This is a genomic window from Pseudomonas sp. NFACC25, from assembly GCF_900100935.1.
Taxonomy (GTDB): Bacteria; Pseudomonadota; Gammaproteobacteria; order Pseudomonadales; family Pseudomonadaceae; genus Aquipseudomonas; species Aquipseudomonas marginalis.
The window spans coordinates 1-14327 of the sequence record NZ_FMUC01000024.1 but is presented as its reverse complement, the minus strand read 5'-3'; the positions used below and the strand labels follow the sequence as shown (position 1 = coordinate 14327).

Annotated in this window: 14 protein-coding genes; 7 read left to right on the top strand and 7 right to left on the bottom strand. The window is 62.9% G+C overall.

Annotated features, from left to right (window positions below; genetic code table 11):
• Nucleotides 1-2 precede the first annotated feature (2 nt).
• Both BLQ09_RS30255 and BLQ09_RS30250 read right to left on the bottom strand, forming a co-directional pair.
• Entirely contained in the window at nucleotides 3-323 is a 321-nt protein-coding gene (locus BLQ09_RS30255; protein ID WP_027607575.1) for a MocE family 2Fe-2S type ferredoxin, read from the bottom strand.
• Nucleotides 324-351: 28 nt separating this feature from the next.
• On the bottom strand, nucleotides 352-1446 hold the full coding sequence (locus BLQ09_RS30250) for a fatty acid desaturase family protein (protein WP_092359725.1): 1095 nt from the start codon (nucleotides 1444-1446) through the stop codon (nucleotides 352-354).
• 162 nt (nucleotides 1447-1608) lie between these two features.
• On the opposite strand from BLQ09_RS30250, the gene BLQ09_RS30245 reads away from it, so the two are divergent.
• The gene (locus tag BLQ09_RS30245) at nucleotides 1609-2658 is read left to right on the top strand and encodes a LacI family DNA-binding transcriptional regulator (protein ID WP_027607577.1); all 1050 of its coding nucleotides are present in this window, start codon (nucleotides 1609-1611) and stop codon (nucleotides 2656-2658) included.
• A gap of 355 nt (nucleotides 2659-3013) precedes the next feature.
• On the opposite strand, the gene BLQ09_RS30240 is transcribed toward BLQ09_RS30245, so the two are convergent.
• Entirely contained in the window at nucleotides 3014-4987 is a 1974-nt protein-coding gene (locus BLQ09_RS30240) for a sigma-54 interaction domain-containing protein (protein WP_092359723.1), read from the bottom strand.
• Nucleotides 4988-5172: 185 nt separating this feature from the next.
• Here BLQ09_RS30240 and BLQ09_RS30235 point away from each other — a divergent pair, with 185 nt between their 5' ends.
• The 3 genes from BLQ09_RS30235 to BLQ09_RS30225 are packed head-to-tail and all read left to right on the top strand — an operon-like array spanning nucleotide 5173 to nucleotide 7914.
• Nucleotides 5173-6189, top strand: coding sequence for a Gfo/Idh/MocA family oxidoreductase (locus BLQ09_RS30235; protein WP_092359721.1), 1017 nt, complete (start codon nucleotides 5173-5175; stop codon nucleotides 6187-6189).
• Nucleotides 6189-6968: a TIM barrel protein gene (locus BLQ09_RS30230; RefSeq protein ID WP_092359718.1), complete on the top strand. Its 780-nt coding sequence runs from the start codon at nucleotides 6189-6191 to the stop codon at nucleotides 6966-6968. The genes BLQ09_RS30235 and BLQ09_RS30230 overlap by 1 nt, the downstream gene beginning before the upstream one ends.
• Before the next feature lie 19 nt (nucleotides 6969-6987).
• Nucleotides 6988-7914, top strand: coding sequence for a sugar ABC transporter substrate-binding protein (locus BLQ09_RS30225; protein ID WP_092359716.1), 927 nt, complete (start codon nucleotides 6988-6990; stop codon nucleotides 7912-7914).
• Nucleotides 7915-8036: 122 nt separating this feature from the next.
• On the opposite strand, the gene yghU is transcribed toward BLQ09_RS30225, so the two are convergent.
• Complete coding sequence (yghU, locus tag BLQ09_RS30220; RefSeq protein ID WP_092359714.1) at nucleotides 8037-8873, bottom strand: glutathione-dependent disulfide-bond oxidoreductase; 837 nt, start codon at nucleotides 8871-8873, stop codon at nucleotides 8037-8039.
• Between the two features lie 78 nt (nucleotides 8874-8951).
• Here yghU and mug point away from each other — a divergent pair, with 78 nt between their 5' ends.
• Complete coding sequence (gene mug, locus BLQ09_RS30215; protein WP_092359712.1) at nucleotides 8952-9464, top strand: G/U mismatch-specific DNA glycosylase; 513 nt, start codon at nucleotides 8952-8954, stop codon at nucleotides 9462-9464.
• Between the two features lie 38 nt (nucleotides 9465-9502).
• On the top strand, nucleotides 9503-10099 hold the full coding sequence (locus BLQ09_RS30210; RefSeq protein WP_027607584.1) for a glutathione S-transferase family protein: 597 nt from the start codon (nucleotides 9503-9505) through the stop codon (nucleotides 10097-10099).
• Nucleotides 10100-10235: 136 nt separating this feature from the next.
• Here the strand turns inward: BLQ09_RS30210 and BLQ09_RS30205 are convergent, their stop codons facing one another.
• Entirely contained in the window at nucleotides 10236-11003 is a 768-nt protein-coding gene (locus tag BLQ09_RS30205) for an SDR family NAD(P)-dependent oxidoreductase (RefSeq protein WP_092359710.1), read from the bottom strand.
• 136 nt (nucleotides 11004-11139) lie between these two features.
• On the opposite strand from BLQ09_RS30205, the gene BLQ09_RS30200 reads away from it, so the two are divergent.
• A complete protein-coding gene (locus BLQ09_RS30200) occupies nucleotides 11140-12288 on the top strand; it encodes an aldose epimerase family protein (RefSeq protein WP_092359708.1) in 1149 nt (382 codons plus the stop codon).
• A 194-nt stretch (nucleotides 12289-12482) separates the two neighbouring features.
• Here the strand turns inward: BLQ09_RS30200 and araH are convergent, their stop codons facing one another.
• Nucleotides 12483-13451, bottom strand: a complete 969-nt coding sequence (araH, locus tag BLQ09_RS30195; RefSeq protein WP_027607587.1) for an L-arabinose ABC transporter permease AraH — start codon at nucleotides 13449-13451, stop codon at nucleotides 12483-12485.
• A gap of 9 nt (nucleotides 13452-13460) precedes the next feature.
• The coding region (locus tag BLQ09_RS30190) for an ATP-binding cassette domain-containing protein (protein ID WP_139202147.1) at nucleotides 13461-14327 on the bottom strand (867 nt) is incomplete at its 5' end.

The window sequence follows — 14327 nt, the reverse complement described above, 5'->3', positions numbered from 1 at the left end:
CATCAAGCCGTGACGGCGAGCAACACCCGCCCCGCTTCGACCCGTACCGGGTAGGTCTTGAGGTTGACGCACACCGGCGCGCCCAGGGCCTTGCCCGAGCGGTAATCGAAGCGCCCGTTGTGCTTGGGGCACTCGATCACATGGTCCATCACCAGGCCGTCGGCGAGGTGGATTTTCTCGTGGGTGCACAGGCCGGCGGTGGCGAAAAACTCATTGTCCGCCGAGCGGAACACCGCGTAGGTGTGCGCCCCGTGGTCGAAGCGCAGCACGTCTTCCGCGTCTATTTCGCCCACGGCGCAGACGTCGATCCATTGATCGTTCATGGCGTTTTCTCTTGTTCTTGGGTGGGATTCAGCCGGCAGTGGCTTCTGCATGCATCGGGGCCCTGGCGGCCGGTTCAGCGCTGGGGCGGATGGGACGCTGGACGAAGTAAGTCGGATCGCTGCGCTGCTTCCAGATCGTCGGAAGGATCTCCTTGTACGCCTCGAACAGGTTGGCGTACGGCGGCGGGCAGTCGCTGCGGATCTCTTCGTGCAATTGCGCCAAGGCGTGGTACGGCACCATCGGGTACATGTGGTGTTCGAGGTGGTAGTTCATGTCCATGTAGATAAAGCGCAGCACGCGGTTCATGTAGATGGTGCGGCAGTTGCTGCGGTGGTCGAGCACATCTTCGGCCAGGCCCACATGCTGGGTGAGGCCGAACACGTAGCCGAGCCAGGCGCCGTAGATACTTGGCAGCCCAACCAGCATCAGCGGCAACCAGCTGTGCAGGTACAACGCGGTGCCGATCACCAGCGCATAAATACCGACCCAGATACGCGCGGCGCGGAACACCTTGGGCCACTCGGATTCGGGGATGAAATCCGCCTCCTGGGCACTCATCTGGCCGATGGCATGGCGCGCCACACCGCTGAAGGTCTTCCAGGCCAGGGGCAGGTTGAACAGGCTGAGAAACATCATCGGCAGGCTAGGCGGGCGTGGCTCGACGATCTCCGGGTCGCGGCCGACGACGATGGTGTCGGTGTGGTGCCGGGCATGGCTCCAGCGCCACACGTGGGGTTCGAAGATGCACATGAAGCTTGCGACCTGGTATAGCACGTCGTTCATCCAGCGGGTCTTGAACGCGGTGCCGTGGCCGGTTTCGTGCCAGCGCGGGTTGGACGCGGTGCCGTACAGCACGCCATAGGCGAGGAAGAACGGCACGCAGGCCCACGTGCCCCAGAACCAGTAGCCGCCGAAGCCAGTGGCGAACAGCGCACTCACCCATATAGCGGTGTCGAGCAAGGCCGGGCCGTCGCGGCGTTGCATCAGTTCTTTCATGCGTTTACGGGAAATCGGCGATTGGTACCAACTGGCCGAGACCAGGCCTTTTTCCGCCGCGCGGGCAGCTTCGGGGCCGGTGAGGCTGTAGTCGCGCCGAGCGGTGTGAGCGGTGTGTTCAGGCATTGTTATTGTTCTCCGCAAGCGAGAGGTTTCAGGTGCTTTGCGAAACCAACGATAGAGCGCGGCTAAATCACCCTCAAGGCCTTGAATCCATTCCCTATCAAGCTATCATCCAGGCCCAGCGGGGCTTGATAGTTTTCTATCAAGACGCTCAAGGGGGCTGTCATGAACAACAATAAACGCCCGACCATCGCCACCGTCGCCGCCCATGCGGGCCTCAGCGTGGCCACCGTCGACCGCGTGCTGAATGCGCGCGCGCCAGTCAATCCGCAGACGGCCGAGCAGGTGTTCCAGGCCGCCGAAGCGGTGGGCTATTTTGCGGCGCGGCTGATCGGCCAACGCATACGCGAACGCCGGCCCACCTATCGCTTCGGCATCCTGCTGCTGGGCACCGCCCAGGCGTTCTATGCCCACCTGGCGCAGTCGATCAGCGAGGCGGCGCAGCATCACGCCAGCGCCAACCTGACCTGCCAATTCGACTACATCCACGACCGCACACCCAGCGTCATCGTCGCGCAGATCGAACAACTGGCCGTGCAGTGTGATGCCCTCGCCGTGGTCAGCTTCGCCCACCCGCTGATCAACGCCTGCCTGGCGCAGATCCGCGAGGCCGGTGTGCCGGTGGTGGCCCTGCTTTCGGATATTCACGAGCAAGCCCTGGAACCCTATGTGGGCCAGGATAACCACGTGGTCGGGCGCACCATGGGCTGGCTGCTCGCCCGCACCTGCGGCGCACGCAAAGGCAGCGTGGGGATCCTGCTCGGCGGCCATCGCTTCCTCGGTCACCAGGCACGGGTCGAAGGCCTGCACAGCTACCTGGCCGAACACGCCCCGGGGCTCAAACCGCTGGAGCCGCTGATCAACCTGGACAACTGCGACATCACCGAAGAAGCCACCCTCGACCTGCTCACCCGCCACACCGACCTGCGCGGCCTGTGCGTGGTGGGTGGCGGTGGCGACGGCATCATCAGCGCCCTGGCGCAACTGCCCAAGCGCCCGGCGTTGTGCTGCATTTTGCAGGAGTCCACGGCGCTGTCACGCCAGGCGCTGAGCCAGGGGTTGATCGATGTGGTGATGGATTCCCAGCCCAGGCAGACGGCGAACGCGCTGGTGCAGTTGCTGGTGGAATTGCAGAGTGCCGAGGGGTTTGATCCGGAGCGGCATCGGGTGTATATCGCGCCGCAGATTGTGACGTCGGAGAACATGTGTGCCTGATACATGGAGATCAAAATGTGGGAGGGGGCTTGCCCCCGATGGCGGTGGATCAGTTAAGTAGATGTCAACTGACACTCCGCTATCGGGGCAAGGGCATCTACGCAACTTTTCAGACCCTGACAAATCTCCCTGTGGCGAGCGGGTTTGTCCCGCGTTGGGCTGCGCAGCAGCCCCAGTCAAGAAGATCGCGGTGTATCAGACACTCTGTAGAGGCTGGTTTTGGGGCTGCTGCGCAGCCCAGCGCGGGACAAGCCCGCTCACCACGACAGCCCTATCCGCCGCGCTTTCAGCGTTGAGCCAACGTTGTGTAGATACCTATGGCTATCGGGGGCAAAACCCCTCCCACATGTCGACCCTATGCGCCGCGAAAATCTGCGGCACTCAACCCGAACCGACTCATCTTGTTGTACAGCCCACCCCGGGACACGTTCAGTTGCCGGGCGGCCAGGCGGATGTTGCCGCCGGTGCTTTTGAGGGCGGCGACGATGGCGTGCATTTCGTGGCTGCTCAGGTCCTGGGCGGGCTGAGGTTCGTGGTGGCGCAGCGTGGCGCGCGGTCTGGTTTCCAGGGGTAGATCGGCCGCCTGGATCAGTTCGCCCGTCGCCAGGTTGGTGGCGCGTTCGATGCTGTTTTCCAGCTCGCGCACATTGCCTGGCCAGGCGTAGGCCGAGAGCAATTCCAGCGCATCCGGGGCAAAGCCCTGTACCGATTTGCGCAGCGAACGGGCGCAGCGCGTGAGGAAGTGCCGCGCCAGCAACGGGATGTCTTCACGGCGCATGCGCAGCGGCGGTACGGTCAGGTTCAGGACGTTGAGGCGGTAGTAGAGGTCTTCACGGAACGCCCCTTCGGCCACCGCCTGGCTGAGGTTGCGGTGGGTGGCGGCAATGATCCTTACGTCCACGGGCCGTGAACTTTTCGCGCCGACGCGGGTAATTTCGCCTTCCTGCAACACCCGCAGCAGGCTGACCTGAGCGTCGAAGGACATATCGCCAATCTCATCCAGAAAGATGGTGCCGCCATCCGCGAGTTCAAACTTGCCCGCCGACCCGCCCCGGGCCGAGCCGGTGAATGCGCCTTCGACGTGCCCGAACAGCTCGCTCTGCACCAGGTCCCGTGGGATCGCGCCGCAGTTGACCGCCACGAACGGACCGTTGGCGCGGTCGCTGGCGTTGTGGATGGCCTGGGCGAACAGCTCCTTGCCGGTGCCGCTTTCGCCGAGGATCAGGGTGGTGGATTCACTGCGACTGGCGATGCGTCCCAGGTGCAGCGCGTCCTGGATCGCCCGCGACGTGCCCTGGATGGTATCGAAGGTGTAGCGCGCCTGGGTGCTGATGATGCGCCGGGTGATTTCACGGATGCGGCGGTTTTCGCGCAGGGACACGATCACCCCGCCCTGCTCCAGCGGGCACACCGAGACCAGGCAGGCGAGCTGGCTGCGGTCGTGCAGGTGGAAGGTGCAATCGAGGTCACGCACCGGCTCACCTCCGCGTAAAAGCATGGCGTCACTCAATTCACTGCGGCCCAGGCGCTGGAAGGGGCTGCCGATCAGCTCCAGCCCCACCCCGAACAGTTGCCGGGCATAACGATTGAGCGCCTTGATGCAGACACGCTCATCGAGCACCACCAGGCCTTCGTTAAGCACTTCGAGCACGGTTTGCTGCTCTTCCAACAGCGCTTGCAGGGCCATCTGGCGGGAGACCGCTTCGGCAGCCGCTTGTACGGTACCGAGGGTGTGAAAATGAAACCAGCCGGGTTCGGCGGTGAGGGTCAGCATCGCCAGGGTCTGGCCCTGGGCATTCCTGATCGGCGCGGCGGCGCAGTGCATACGGCGTTGGCGCAGGCCGCTGCCGAAGTTCTCCTCGGCCAGCACGTACACCAGGCGGTCTTCGGCCAGGGCCAGGCCGGTGCAGTTGGTGCCCTGGACCGATTCGAGCAGGCGGCTGCCGACGGGGGTGATGTCCAGCCCGCAGAAATACAGGGTGGTGCCCTCGGCGTCGGTGAGGTTGATATGCCCTCGCGGGTTATAGGCCAGCAAACCATGCATGACCTGCGCGGCGGCGGCGATCAGGACGCGGTGGGTGGCCAGGGTGGCAGCAAGATCGTGGGGCGCCACGAAGCGGTACTGGCTGTCATCCGGGTCGATACCCGCCTCTACGCTGCGGCGCCAGGAATCCCAGATCACCTGCCGCACCTCGGCTGGGCGCTGCACCCGCCCGGCCAGGCACGCGCGCCACGCCTGTTCCAGCGCAGCAACCGGGCCGTCGTTCAGCGCCGCAGGCCCCAGGGCCGCCAGGTAGTCGAGGTCTTGTACGCTGAACGCCATGCTCATCGGGCGGTATCCATGTTCATGTTTTTGACATGTCAGTATAGGCATGTCATCAGAATGAACACATTTTGTTTATTGTATTTTATAAAGCCTTAATTATCAGACAGTTATAAATTGGCATAACCTTTGCTCCAGCCCCTTTGCCAGCCAGGGCTGTCCTGCGGCCAACAATAAAAAGGGGTTATTTCATGAGTACACAGAACATCCGCCTGGGCTTGATCGGTGCAGGTCGCATGGGCAGCTTCCACGGCCTGACCGCTGCGCGACACATCCCCGGCGCAACCCTCGCCGCCATCGCCGACCCCACTCCCGGCCAAGCCGCACGCCTGGCGGCCGAACTGGGCGTGGACAAGGTCTACACCGACCCACAGCAGCTGCTCGACGACCCGGACATCGACGGCGTCCTCATCGCCGCCCCCGCCCGCAGCCACGCCGAACTGGTGATCAGCGCCGCCCGCGCCGGCAAGGGGATCTTCTGCGAAAAACCCATGGCCATCACCCTCGACGAAGCCGACCGCGCCATTGCCGCCGCGGCCGATGCGCGCGTGCCGCTGCAGGTCGGTTTCAATCGGCGTTTCGCCAAGAGCTTCCGCACGGCCCACCTCGACGTGGCGGCCGGCCGCATCGGCACGCCGCAGTTGTTGCGCTCGCTGACCCGCGACCCGGCACTCAACAACCCGGCCAATTCGCCGCAATGGGTGATCTTCCTGGAAACCCTGATCCACGACTTCGACACCCTGCGCTACCTCAACCCCGGTGCCGAAGCGGTGCAGGTGTATGTGATGGCCGACGCATTGATCGCGCCGGAGTACAAAAGCAAAGGCTTCCTCGACACCGCCGTGGTCGCGATCCGCTTCGACAACGGCGCCATCGCCACCGCCGAGGCCAACTTCCAGGCGGTGTACGGCTACGACGTGCGCGGCGAAGTGTTCGGCAGCGCCGGCATGCTGAGCATGGGCAGCGTCAACGACTCCGACCTGGTGCGCTACCTGGCCGAGGGCATCCAGGCCGACACCCAGCGCATGGACACCGACCTGTTGCGCGACGCCTACATCGCCGAACTCAACCACTTTGTCGACTGCCTGCGCAGCGGCGCCAAGCCCATGGCCAGTGGTGAAGACGCGCGCGCCGCCCTGGCGATTGCCCGTGCCTGCATCGAGTCGTTCGAGACCGGCAAGGCCGTGGCCGTGCAGGGAGCCCGCTGATGAGCCCGTTCAAACTGGCGATCAGTGCCGAGATGGTGTTTCTCGACCTGCCCTTCGTCGAGCGCGTGAAGCGCATCCATGCACTGGGTTTCAGTGCCGAAATCTGGAACTGGACCAATAAAGACATCAGCGCCCTGGCCGCCACCGGCGCCGATTTCACTTCGATGACCGGCTATATCAGCGGCACCCTCACCGACCCCGACGGCATCCGCCAACTGCTCGACAGCGCGCGCGAATCCATCGGCGTCGCCGAGCGCCTGAATTGCCCCAGTCTCAACCTGCACGGCACCGGCCTCGGTGACGGCGGCCTGCCGGTGCAGCCCGTGAGCCAGACCACCGGGCGCATGTGGCTGAGCGCGTGCAAGGCGCTGGAAAAAATCGCGCGCCTGGGCGAAGACGCCGGCCGCGTGTTCCTGCTGGAAAACCTCAACACCGAGGTCGACCACCCCGGCACCCCGTTCGCCCGCGCCGACGACACCCTGGCGCTGATCGAAGCCGTGGGCAGCCCGCACCTGAAAATGAACCTGGACCTGTACCACGCGCAGATCGGCGAAGGAAACCTGATCGAACTGATCCAGCGCGCAGGCAGCGCCATCGGTGAAATCCAGGTGGCCGACGTGCCCGGACGCCAGGAGCCCGGCACCGGCGAAATCCACTACCCGGCCATAGCCAGGGCCCTGCACGCCATGGGTTACAACGGCGTGGTCGGCCTCGAAGGCTGGGCCAGCGGCGACAGCGAGTTGGCCCTGGAGCGTTTCCATCAAGCGTTCACCCTATAACAATAAAAGGAACATCCTCATGCATCGCTATTCATTGCTTGTTGCTGCGTTTTTACTGCTGTTCAGCCAATGGACCTTCGCCGCGTATCGCATCGGCGTGAGCATCGCGCGGGTCGACGATAACTTCATGACCTACGTGCGCACCGGCCTGGAAAATGCCGCCAAGCAACAGGACGTGCAGATCCAGTTCGAAGACGCCCAGGGCGACGTGGTGCGCCAGCTCAACCAGGTCGAAGGCTTTCTCAACCAGAAAGTCGACGCCGTGATCGTGCTGCCGGTGGACACCGCCGCCACCGCCAACATGACCCGCGCCGCCGTGGCGGCCAAGACGCCGCTGGTGTACGTCAACCGCCACCCGGATGAGCGCACCTTGCCCAAGGGCGTGATCACCGTGGCATCCAACGATATCGAGGCCGGGCAACTGCAGATGCGCTACCTCGCGGAAAAGCTCGGCGGCAAAGGCAATGTGGCGATCATCATGGGCGACCTCGCGCAGAACGCCACCCATGACCGCACCGAAGGCGTCAAGCAGGTGCTCAAGGACTTTCCCGGCATCAAGGTGGTGGAGCAGCAAAGCGCCGAGTGGCAACGCAACAAGGGCATGGACCTGACCAGCAACTGGCTGCTGGCCGGCACGCAGTTCGATGCGATTGTGGCCAATAACGATGAAATGGCGATTGGCGCGGCCATGGCCTTGCAACAGGCGGGCAAGGCCAAGGGCGAGATCGCGATTATCGGTATCGACGGCTTGCCCGACGGTCTGGCGGCGATCAAGCGCGGCATGCTCACGGCGTCGGTATTCCAGGACCCCAAGGCCCAGGCCACGCAAGCGGTACAGTCGGCGATCAGGATGATCAAGGGCGAGCCGATCGAGTCCGAGGTGTGGGTGCCGTTCGAGCTCATCAAGCCCGAACAGGTGGCGGTGTTCGAACAGCGCTACAAGTAAATCGAAGATAAGGCGATCAAAATGTGGGAGGGGGCTTGCCCCCGATGGCAGTGGGTCAGTTGATACATCCGTGACTGATCCACCGCTATCGGGGCAAGCCCCCTCCCACACTTGGATCTCAATCAGTCCAGGTCACTTGCATCATGGCGCTCGGGCAACTGTTCCTCGCCCGACACCCGATTCACCCGCCGCCCACGCTGCACCGCCGGCCGCGCCTCAATCGCGTCTGCCCAGCGCTGTACGTGCTTGTACTCGTGCACCGAGAGAAACTCGGCCGCCCCATACAAGCGGCCTTTGACCAGCCCGCCGTACCACGGCCAGATGGCGATATCGGCGATGGTGTATTCATCCCCGGCGATGTATTCGCTCACGGCCAGGCGCTGGTCCAGCACATCCAGCTGGCGCTTGGTTTCCATGGCAAAGCGGTTGATCGGGTATTCCATCTTGCTCGGCGCATAGGCATAGAAATGCCCGAAGCCGCCGCCCAGGTAGGGCGCGCTGCCCATCTGCCAGAACAACCACGACAGGCATTCCGCGCGGGCCGCCGGCTCGGTGGGGAAGAAGGCGCCGAACTTCTCGGCCAGGTACTGCAGGATCGCGCCGGATTCGAACACGCGAATCGGCTGGGCGCCGCTATGGTCCATCAAGGCCGGAATCTTCGAGTTCGGGTTGACCCCGACAAAGCCGCTGCCGAACTGGTCGCCGTCGCCGATCTTGATCAGCCAGGCGTCGTATTCCGCACCGCTATGCCCCAGGGCCAGCAGTTCCTCGAGCAGGATGGTGACCTTCTGCCCATTGGGCGTGGCCAGGGAATACAGCTGCAGCGGATGCTTGCCGACCGGCAATTGCTTTTCATGGGTGGCGCCGGCGATGGGCCGGTTGATGCTGGCGAAGGTGCCGCCACTTTCAGCGTCCCAGGTCCAGACCTTGGGTGGGACATAGCTGGATGAATCGGTCATGCTCACTGCTCCTGAGGCGCTTGGGATGGATGAATTCAAAGCGCATCTTACCGATTGGCTCACATTCAGATACCCCACATGGCCGACAGACTTGAAGATATTCTCGCCAATCACCTGAAGGTCGTGTTCTGCGGCATCAACCCCGGCAAGGGTTCCGCCGCCCTCGGCCTGCATTTCGCCAACCGCAGCAACCGCTTCTGGCGCACCCTGCACCTGGCCGGCTTCACACCCCATGAAATCCGCCCCGAGCACGGGCGTACGCTGCTGCACTACCACTGCGGCCTGACCACGTTGGTGGAACGTCCCACGGCCAGCGCGGGCGAATTGGCACGGCATGAGTTCACCCAGGCCGCCGTGGGCTTCGAACACAAGATCCGCCACTGCGCGCCGCGCTTCGTGGCGTTCCTCGGCAAGCCCGGCTACAGCGCGTTGAGCGGCCAACGCGAGATCGCCTGGGGCTTGCAGCCAAAGATGTTGGGCGGCGCGTCAGTGTGGGTGCTGCCCAATCCCAGCGGGCGCAACCTGGCGTTCAGCCTGGAGCAGCTGGTGCAGGCGTATCAACAATTGCGCCGGGCGACGGAGTGCCCTTAATCTCTTGGGCTCGTCAACCTGACAGCAATGGAGGCTTCATGAAACTGATCGGCATGCTGGACTCGCCCTACGTGCGCCGCGTGGCTATTTCCCTGGACCTGTACGGGGTGGATTTCGTGCATGAACCCCTGTCCGTGTTCCGCACCTTCGACGAATTTGCGCAGATCAACCCGGTGGTCAAGGCCCCTACCCTGGTGCTGGACGATGGCACGGTGTTGATGGACTCCAGCCTGATCCTGGAGTACCTGGAAACCCTGGCCCCGGCTGACAGGAAGCTGTTGCCCCGGCAACCGGCGGCACTGGCCAAGGACTTGCACGTTCTGGGACTGGCGCTGGCAGCCTGCGAGAAGAGCGTGCAGATCGTCTATGAACACAACCTGCGCCCGGCCGAGAAGCTGCATGCGCCATGGCTTGAGCGCGTGAGCGGGCAATTGCTTGCGGCCTATGGGTTGCTGGACAAGCAATTGGGCGACAGCGAAGCATTGACCCAGGCGTCGATTACGGCGGCGGTGGCCTGGTCGTTCAGCCAGTTCACCGTGGCATCGGTGGTCAAGGCGGATGCATTTCCCAACCTGCAACGGCATGCCGAAAGGCTGGAGCAGCATCCGGCGTTCAGGCGTTACCCCATCGCCTAAGCACAGCAGTTCAAATGTGGGAGGGGGCTTGCCGCCGATAAGGGTGGATCAGTTATAGAAGTACTGCCTGAACCACCGCTATCGGGGCAAGCCCCCTCCCACATTGATTTGGGTTGCCTGAACTGACGTGTTCGGCTCAGACCCAGCCGCCATCCACAATAAAGTTCTGCGCCGAACACATCGCCGAGGCATCGGACGCGAGAAACAGCGCCATATTGGCGATGTGTTCCGGCAGTACGCTGCCGGGCAGGCACTGGCAGCGGCTGATCAGTTCCTTGGCGGCGTCATCCACCCACATGGCCAGCTGTTTTTCGGTCATCACCCAGCCCGGCACCAGTGTGTTCACCCGGATACGGTTCGGCCCCAGTTCCCGTGCCAGCGCGCGGGTCATGCCGTGGGCGGCGGCCTTGCTGGCGGCGTACACCGGGTAGCCGGCGGAGGCCATCATCCAGCCGACGGAGCCGAGGTTGATGATCGAGCCGCTGCCGGCGCGTTTCATCATCGGCACCACGGCCTTGGCGGCAAAGAAGGCGTGTTTGAGGTTGACTGAGATCAGCTTGTCGAAGGTTTCCGAATCGACTTCTTCCAGGGTGTGGCGCACGTCATTGGCGGCGTTGTTCACCAGTACGCTGATCGGCCCCAGGGAATGTTCGAAGCGCCCTATGGCCGCCTTGTAGGCGATTTCATCGGTGATGTCGCAACACACGAACTCCACGGCATGCCCCTGGGAACTCAACAACGCCGCCAGGCGTTCGCCCTGGCTTTGCGCGCGGTCCACAAACCCGACCTTGGCACCCTGCACGGCGAAGGCCCGCACCATGAATTCGCCGATCCCCGAGGCGCCCCCGGAAATCAGTACGGTCTTGCCCTTGAGGTCGGGATAAACGGCGTGTTCAGTACTCATAAAAGGATGCCTCGATCAATTAGTCTTATTTTATTTTACGAAATCGGCTTTAAAGGCTATAAATTCGCTGTCCAACCGACAAAATATCGCTATTAGTAGAACTATTCCACTCAAAACAACAAAAGGAAGTTCGACCATGAAGCACCCTCGATACCTGCTGTCCGGCCTGGCGCTGTCCATGCTGATCGCCAGCGGCGGCGCCCAGGCGGCCGGCCTGAGCAGCGAGCAAAAACCTTTCGGTAAAACCAACGACGGCACCGCCGTCGAACAGTACATCCTGCGCAACAGCCACGGCATGCAAGCCACGGTGATCACCTACGGCGGCGTGTTGCAGTCGCTGAAAGTGCCGGACAAAAACGGCAAGGTCGACGACGTGGTGCTGGGCTTTGACGACGTGCAAGGCTATCAAGCCGGTACGGCGTTTTTCGGCGCAACCATCGGCCGCTTCGGCAATCGCCTGGCCGGCGGTGCCTTTGAACTCGATGGCAAGCGCTTCCAGGTGCCGCTCAACGACGGCCCCAACTCACTGCATGGCGGCGCCCAGGGCTTCGACAAGCAGGTGTGGAAGGCCGAGCCGGTCAAGGACAAGGACTCGGTCGGCGTGAAGCTGAGCTACCTGTCCAAGGACGGCGAGATGGGCTTTCCCGGTAATTTGAAAACCGAAGTCACCTATCGCCTCAACGACAGGAACGAACTGCACATCGACTACAAGGCCACCACCGACAAGCCGACGGTACTCAACCTCACCAATCACAGCTACTTCAACCTGGCCGGTGCGGGTAACGGCGACATCCTCAAGCACGTCGCTACATTGCATGCCAGCCATTACACGCCGGTGAATGCCACCTTGATTCCTACCGGCGAACTCGCGCCGGTCAAGGGCACGCCGATGGACTTCCTCAAGCCCACCCCGATCGGCCAGCACATCAAGGAAGATCACCCGCAGCTCAAATTTGCCGAGCCGAAACAGGGTGGGTTTGACTTCAACTGGGCGCTGGACACCAAGGGCGACGTCAAGCAACTTGCCGCCGAGGTGCACGACCCGGCGTCAGGCCGGCGCTTGCAGCTCTACACCAGCGAACCGGGCGTGCAGTTCTATACCAGCAACTTCCTGGATGGTTCGGTGAAGGGCAAAGGTGGCAAGACCTATCTGCACTGGAGTGGTTTCACCTTGGAGACCCAGCACTATCCGGATGCGCCTAACCAACCGACGTTTGCCTCGACCCTTTTGAATCCAGGGCAGACGTATACCCAGAACACCGTCTTCAAGTTCTCCGCTGATTAACCTGACATCAACCCGCTTCGGTTAACGAAGCGGGCTTTTTTTGTGGTGAGCGGGCTTGCCCCGCGCTGGGGCGCGAAGCGGCCCTGAAACCCGCGACCCGGTTCAGCCTGGAAGAATGCAGTGACTGTGTTGGGGCCGCTTCGCGCCCCAGCGCGGGGCAAGCCCGCTCACTACAACCGGCTTGTTTACCACCATCAGCGTTGTTTCATGCGGTCGATGACCACCGCCAGCAGCAGGATCGAACCGCGGATCACATACTGGTAGAAGGTGTCGATGTTCTTCAGGTTCATCGCGTTCTCGATGATCGCCAAAATCAACACCCCGGCGATCACGTGACGGATCATGCCGATGCCGCCGCTCAACGACACCCCGCCCAGCACGCAGGCGGAAATCACCGTCAACTCGAAACCCTGGCCGATCATCGGCTGGCCCGAGGTCATGCGCGAGGCGAGGATCACCCCGGCCAATGCGCCGATCAGGCCGTGCACGGCGAAGATCAGGATCTTGGTGCGGTCGACATTCACCCCCGCCAGCAACGCCGCTTCCGGGTTGCCGCCGATGGCCATGGTGTTGCGCCCGTAGGTGGTGTAGTTGAGCAGCCAGCCGAAAAACAGGAAGCACACGATGGTGATCAGGATCGGCACCGGTACGCCCAACAGTTGGCCGTTACCGAAGATAAAGAACTGGTCCTGGGATACGCCCACCGCCTTGCCGTCGGCAAAGATATAGGCCAGGCCGCGCACGATCTGCATGGTCGCCAGGGTGGTGATCAACGCATTGACCCGCAGCTTGGCGATCACGATGCCGTTGATCAGCCCCACGATCAGGCCCATCAGCAACGCCGCGCCGATGCCCAGCATGACGCTGTCGGTGTCGCGCATCACAATCGCCGCCACCACGCCGGCGCAGGCGATCACCGAGCCCACCGACAGGTCGAAGTGCCCCGATGCCAGGCAGAACAGCATGGTGCAGGCGGCAATGCCCACGGTGGAAATCGCCAGGCCCAGGCCACGCATGTTCAACGGCGAAAGGAAGTTATCGATGAGCAAGGCGCACAGGACAAAGATGCCCACCGCCGCCAGCAGCATCGCCCAGTTGTCGAGCAGTGCGCGCATATCGAGGGGTTTGCGTGCCGTCGGCAGCGCGTTGTTTTGAGTGGTCATGGTCTTCTCTCAGTTCGCCAGGCCGCGCGGCAGGGCCAGTTGCAGCAGGTTGGATTCGGTCGCGTGTTCACGGGTCTGTTCGCCGCGCATCGCGCCTTCGCACAGCACCAGGATGCGGTCGGAGATGCCCATCACTTCCATGAGGTCGCTGGACACCACGATCACCGCAATGCCCTGGGCCGCGAGGTTATGGATAATCTGGTAGATCTCGGCCTTGGCGCCGATGTCGATGCCGCGGGTCGGCTCGTCCAGCAGCAGGACCTTCATCGGCATCGACAGCCAGCGGCCGAGAATGGCTTTCTGCTGGTTGCCGCCGGACAGGTACATGATCTTTTGCGCGGCGGTCGGGGTTTTGACCTTCATTGCCTTGATCTGCTGGTCAGCATTGCCCTTCTCCCAGCCATCGCGCAGTAACCAGCCGAACGAAGAGTGGGCGCCACGGGCGCTGATATTGATGTTCTCGGCGACGCTGGACAGCGGAATGATGCCTTCCTTCTTGCGGTCTTCCGGGCACAGCAGTACACCGGCGGCGATGGCATCACGCGGTGAGCGCAGTGTCAGTGCTTCACCGCAGAGCTCCAGGCTGCCGGCGCTGGCGCGCTCCAAACCGCTGAGCAAACGGAACAGCTCCGTGCGCCCTGCCCCCACCAGCCCGAACAGGCCAAGGATTTCGCCCTTGCGCACCTCAAAACTGATCGGCTCACGCAAACCCGGGCCCAACAAACCGTCGACCTTGAGCGCCACCTCGCCGTGCTCGCGCGGGCGGTAGTCGTAGATGTCCTGGATGTCGCGACCGACCATGCAGGTCACCAACTGGTCGTGGGTCAGCGCGCTCATGTCATCGAAGGTGCGCACGTAGCGGCCGTCCTTGAACAC

Excerpts from the sequence above, each read along its gene's own strand:
- BLQ09_RS30255 (WP_027607575.1), bottom strand. The coding sequence starts at position 323 with ATGAACGATCAATGGATCGACGTCTGCGCCGTGGGCGAAATAGACGCG.
- BLQ09_RS30250 (WP_092359725.1), bottom strand. The coding sequence starts at position 1,446 with ATGCCTGAACACACCGCTCACACCGCTCGGCGCGACTACAGCCTCACC.
- BLQ09_RS30245 (WP_027607577.1), top strand. The coding sequence starts at position 1,609 with ATGAACAACAATAAACGCCCGACCATCGCCACCGTCGCCGCCCATGCG.
- BLQ09_RS30240 (WP_092359723.1), bottom strand. The coding sequence starts at position 4,987 with ATGAGCATGGCGTTCAGCGTACAAGACCTCGACTACCTGGCGGCCCTG.
- BLQ09_RS30235 (WP_092359721.1), top strand. The coding sequence starts at position 5,173 with ATGAGTACACAGAACATCCGCCTGGGCTTGATCGGTGCAGGTCGCATG.
- BLQ09_RS30230 (WP_092359718.1), top strand. The coding sequence starts at position 6,189 with ATGAGCCCGTTCAAACTGGCGATCAGTGCCGAGATGGTGTTTCTCGAC.
- BLQ09_RS30225 (WP_092359716.1), top strand. The coding sequence starts at position 6,988 with ATGCATCGCTATTCATTGCTTGTTGCTGCGTTTTTACTGCTGTTCAGC.
- yghU (WP_092359714.1), bottom strand. The coding sequence starts at position 8,873 with ATGACCGATTCATCCAGCTATGTCCCACCCAAGGTCTGGACCTGGGAC.
- mug (WP_092359712.1), top strand. The coding sequence starts at position 8,952 with ATGGCCGACAGACTTGAAGATATTCTCGCCAATCACCTGAAGGTCGTG.
- BLQ09_RS30210 (WP_027607584.1), top strand. The coding sequence starts at position 9,503 with ATGAAACTGATCGGCATGCTGGACTCGCCCTACGTGCGCCGCGTGGCT.
- BLQ09_RS30205 (WP_092359710.1), bottom strand. The coding sequence starts at position 11,003 with ATGAGTACTGAACACGCCGTTTATCCCGACCTCAAGGGCAAGACCGTA.
- BLQ09_RS30200 (WP_092359708.1), top strand. The coding sequence starts at position 11,140 with ATGAAGCACCCTCGATACCTGCTGTCCGGCCTGGCGCTGTCCATGCTG.
- araH (WP_027607587.1), bottom strand. The coding sequence starts at position 13,451 with ATGACCACTCAAAACAACGCGCTGCCGACGGCACGCAAACCCCTCGAT.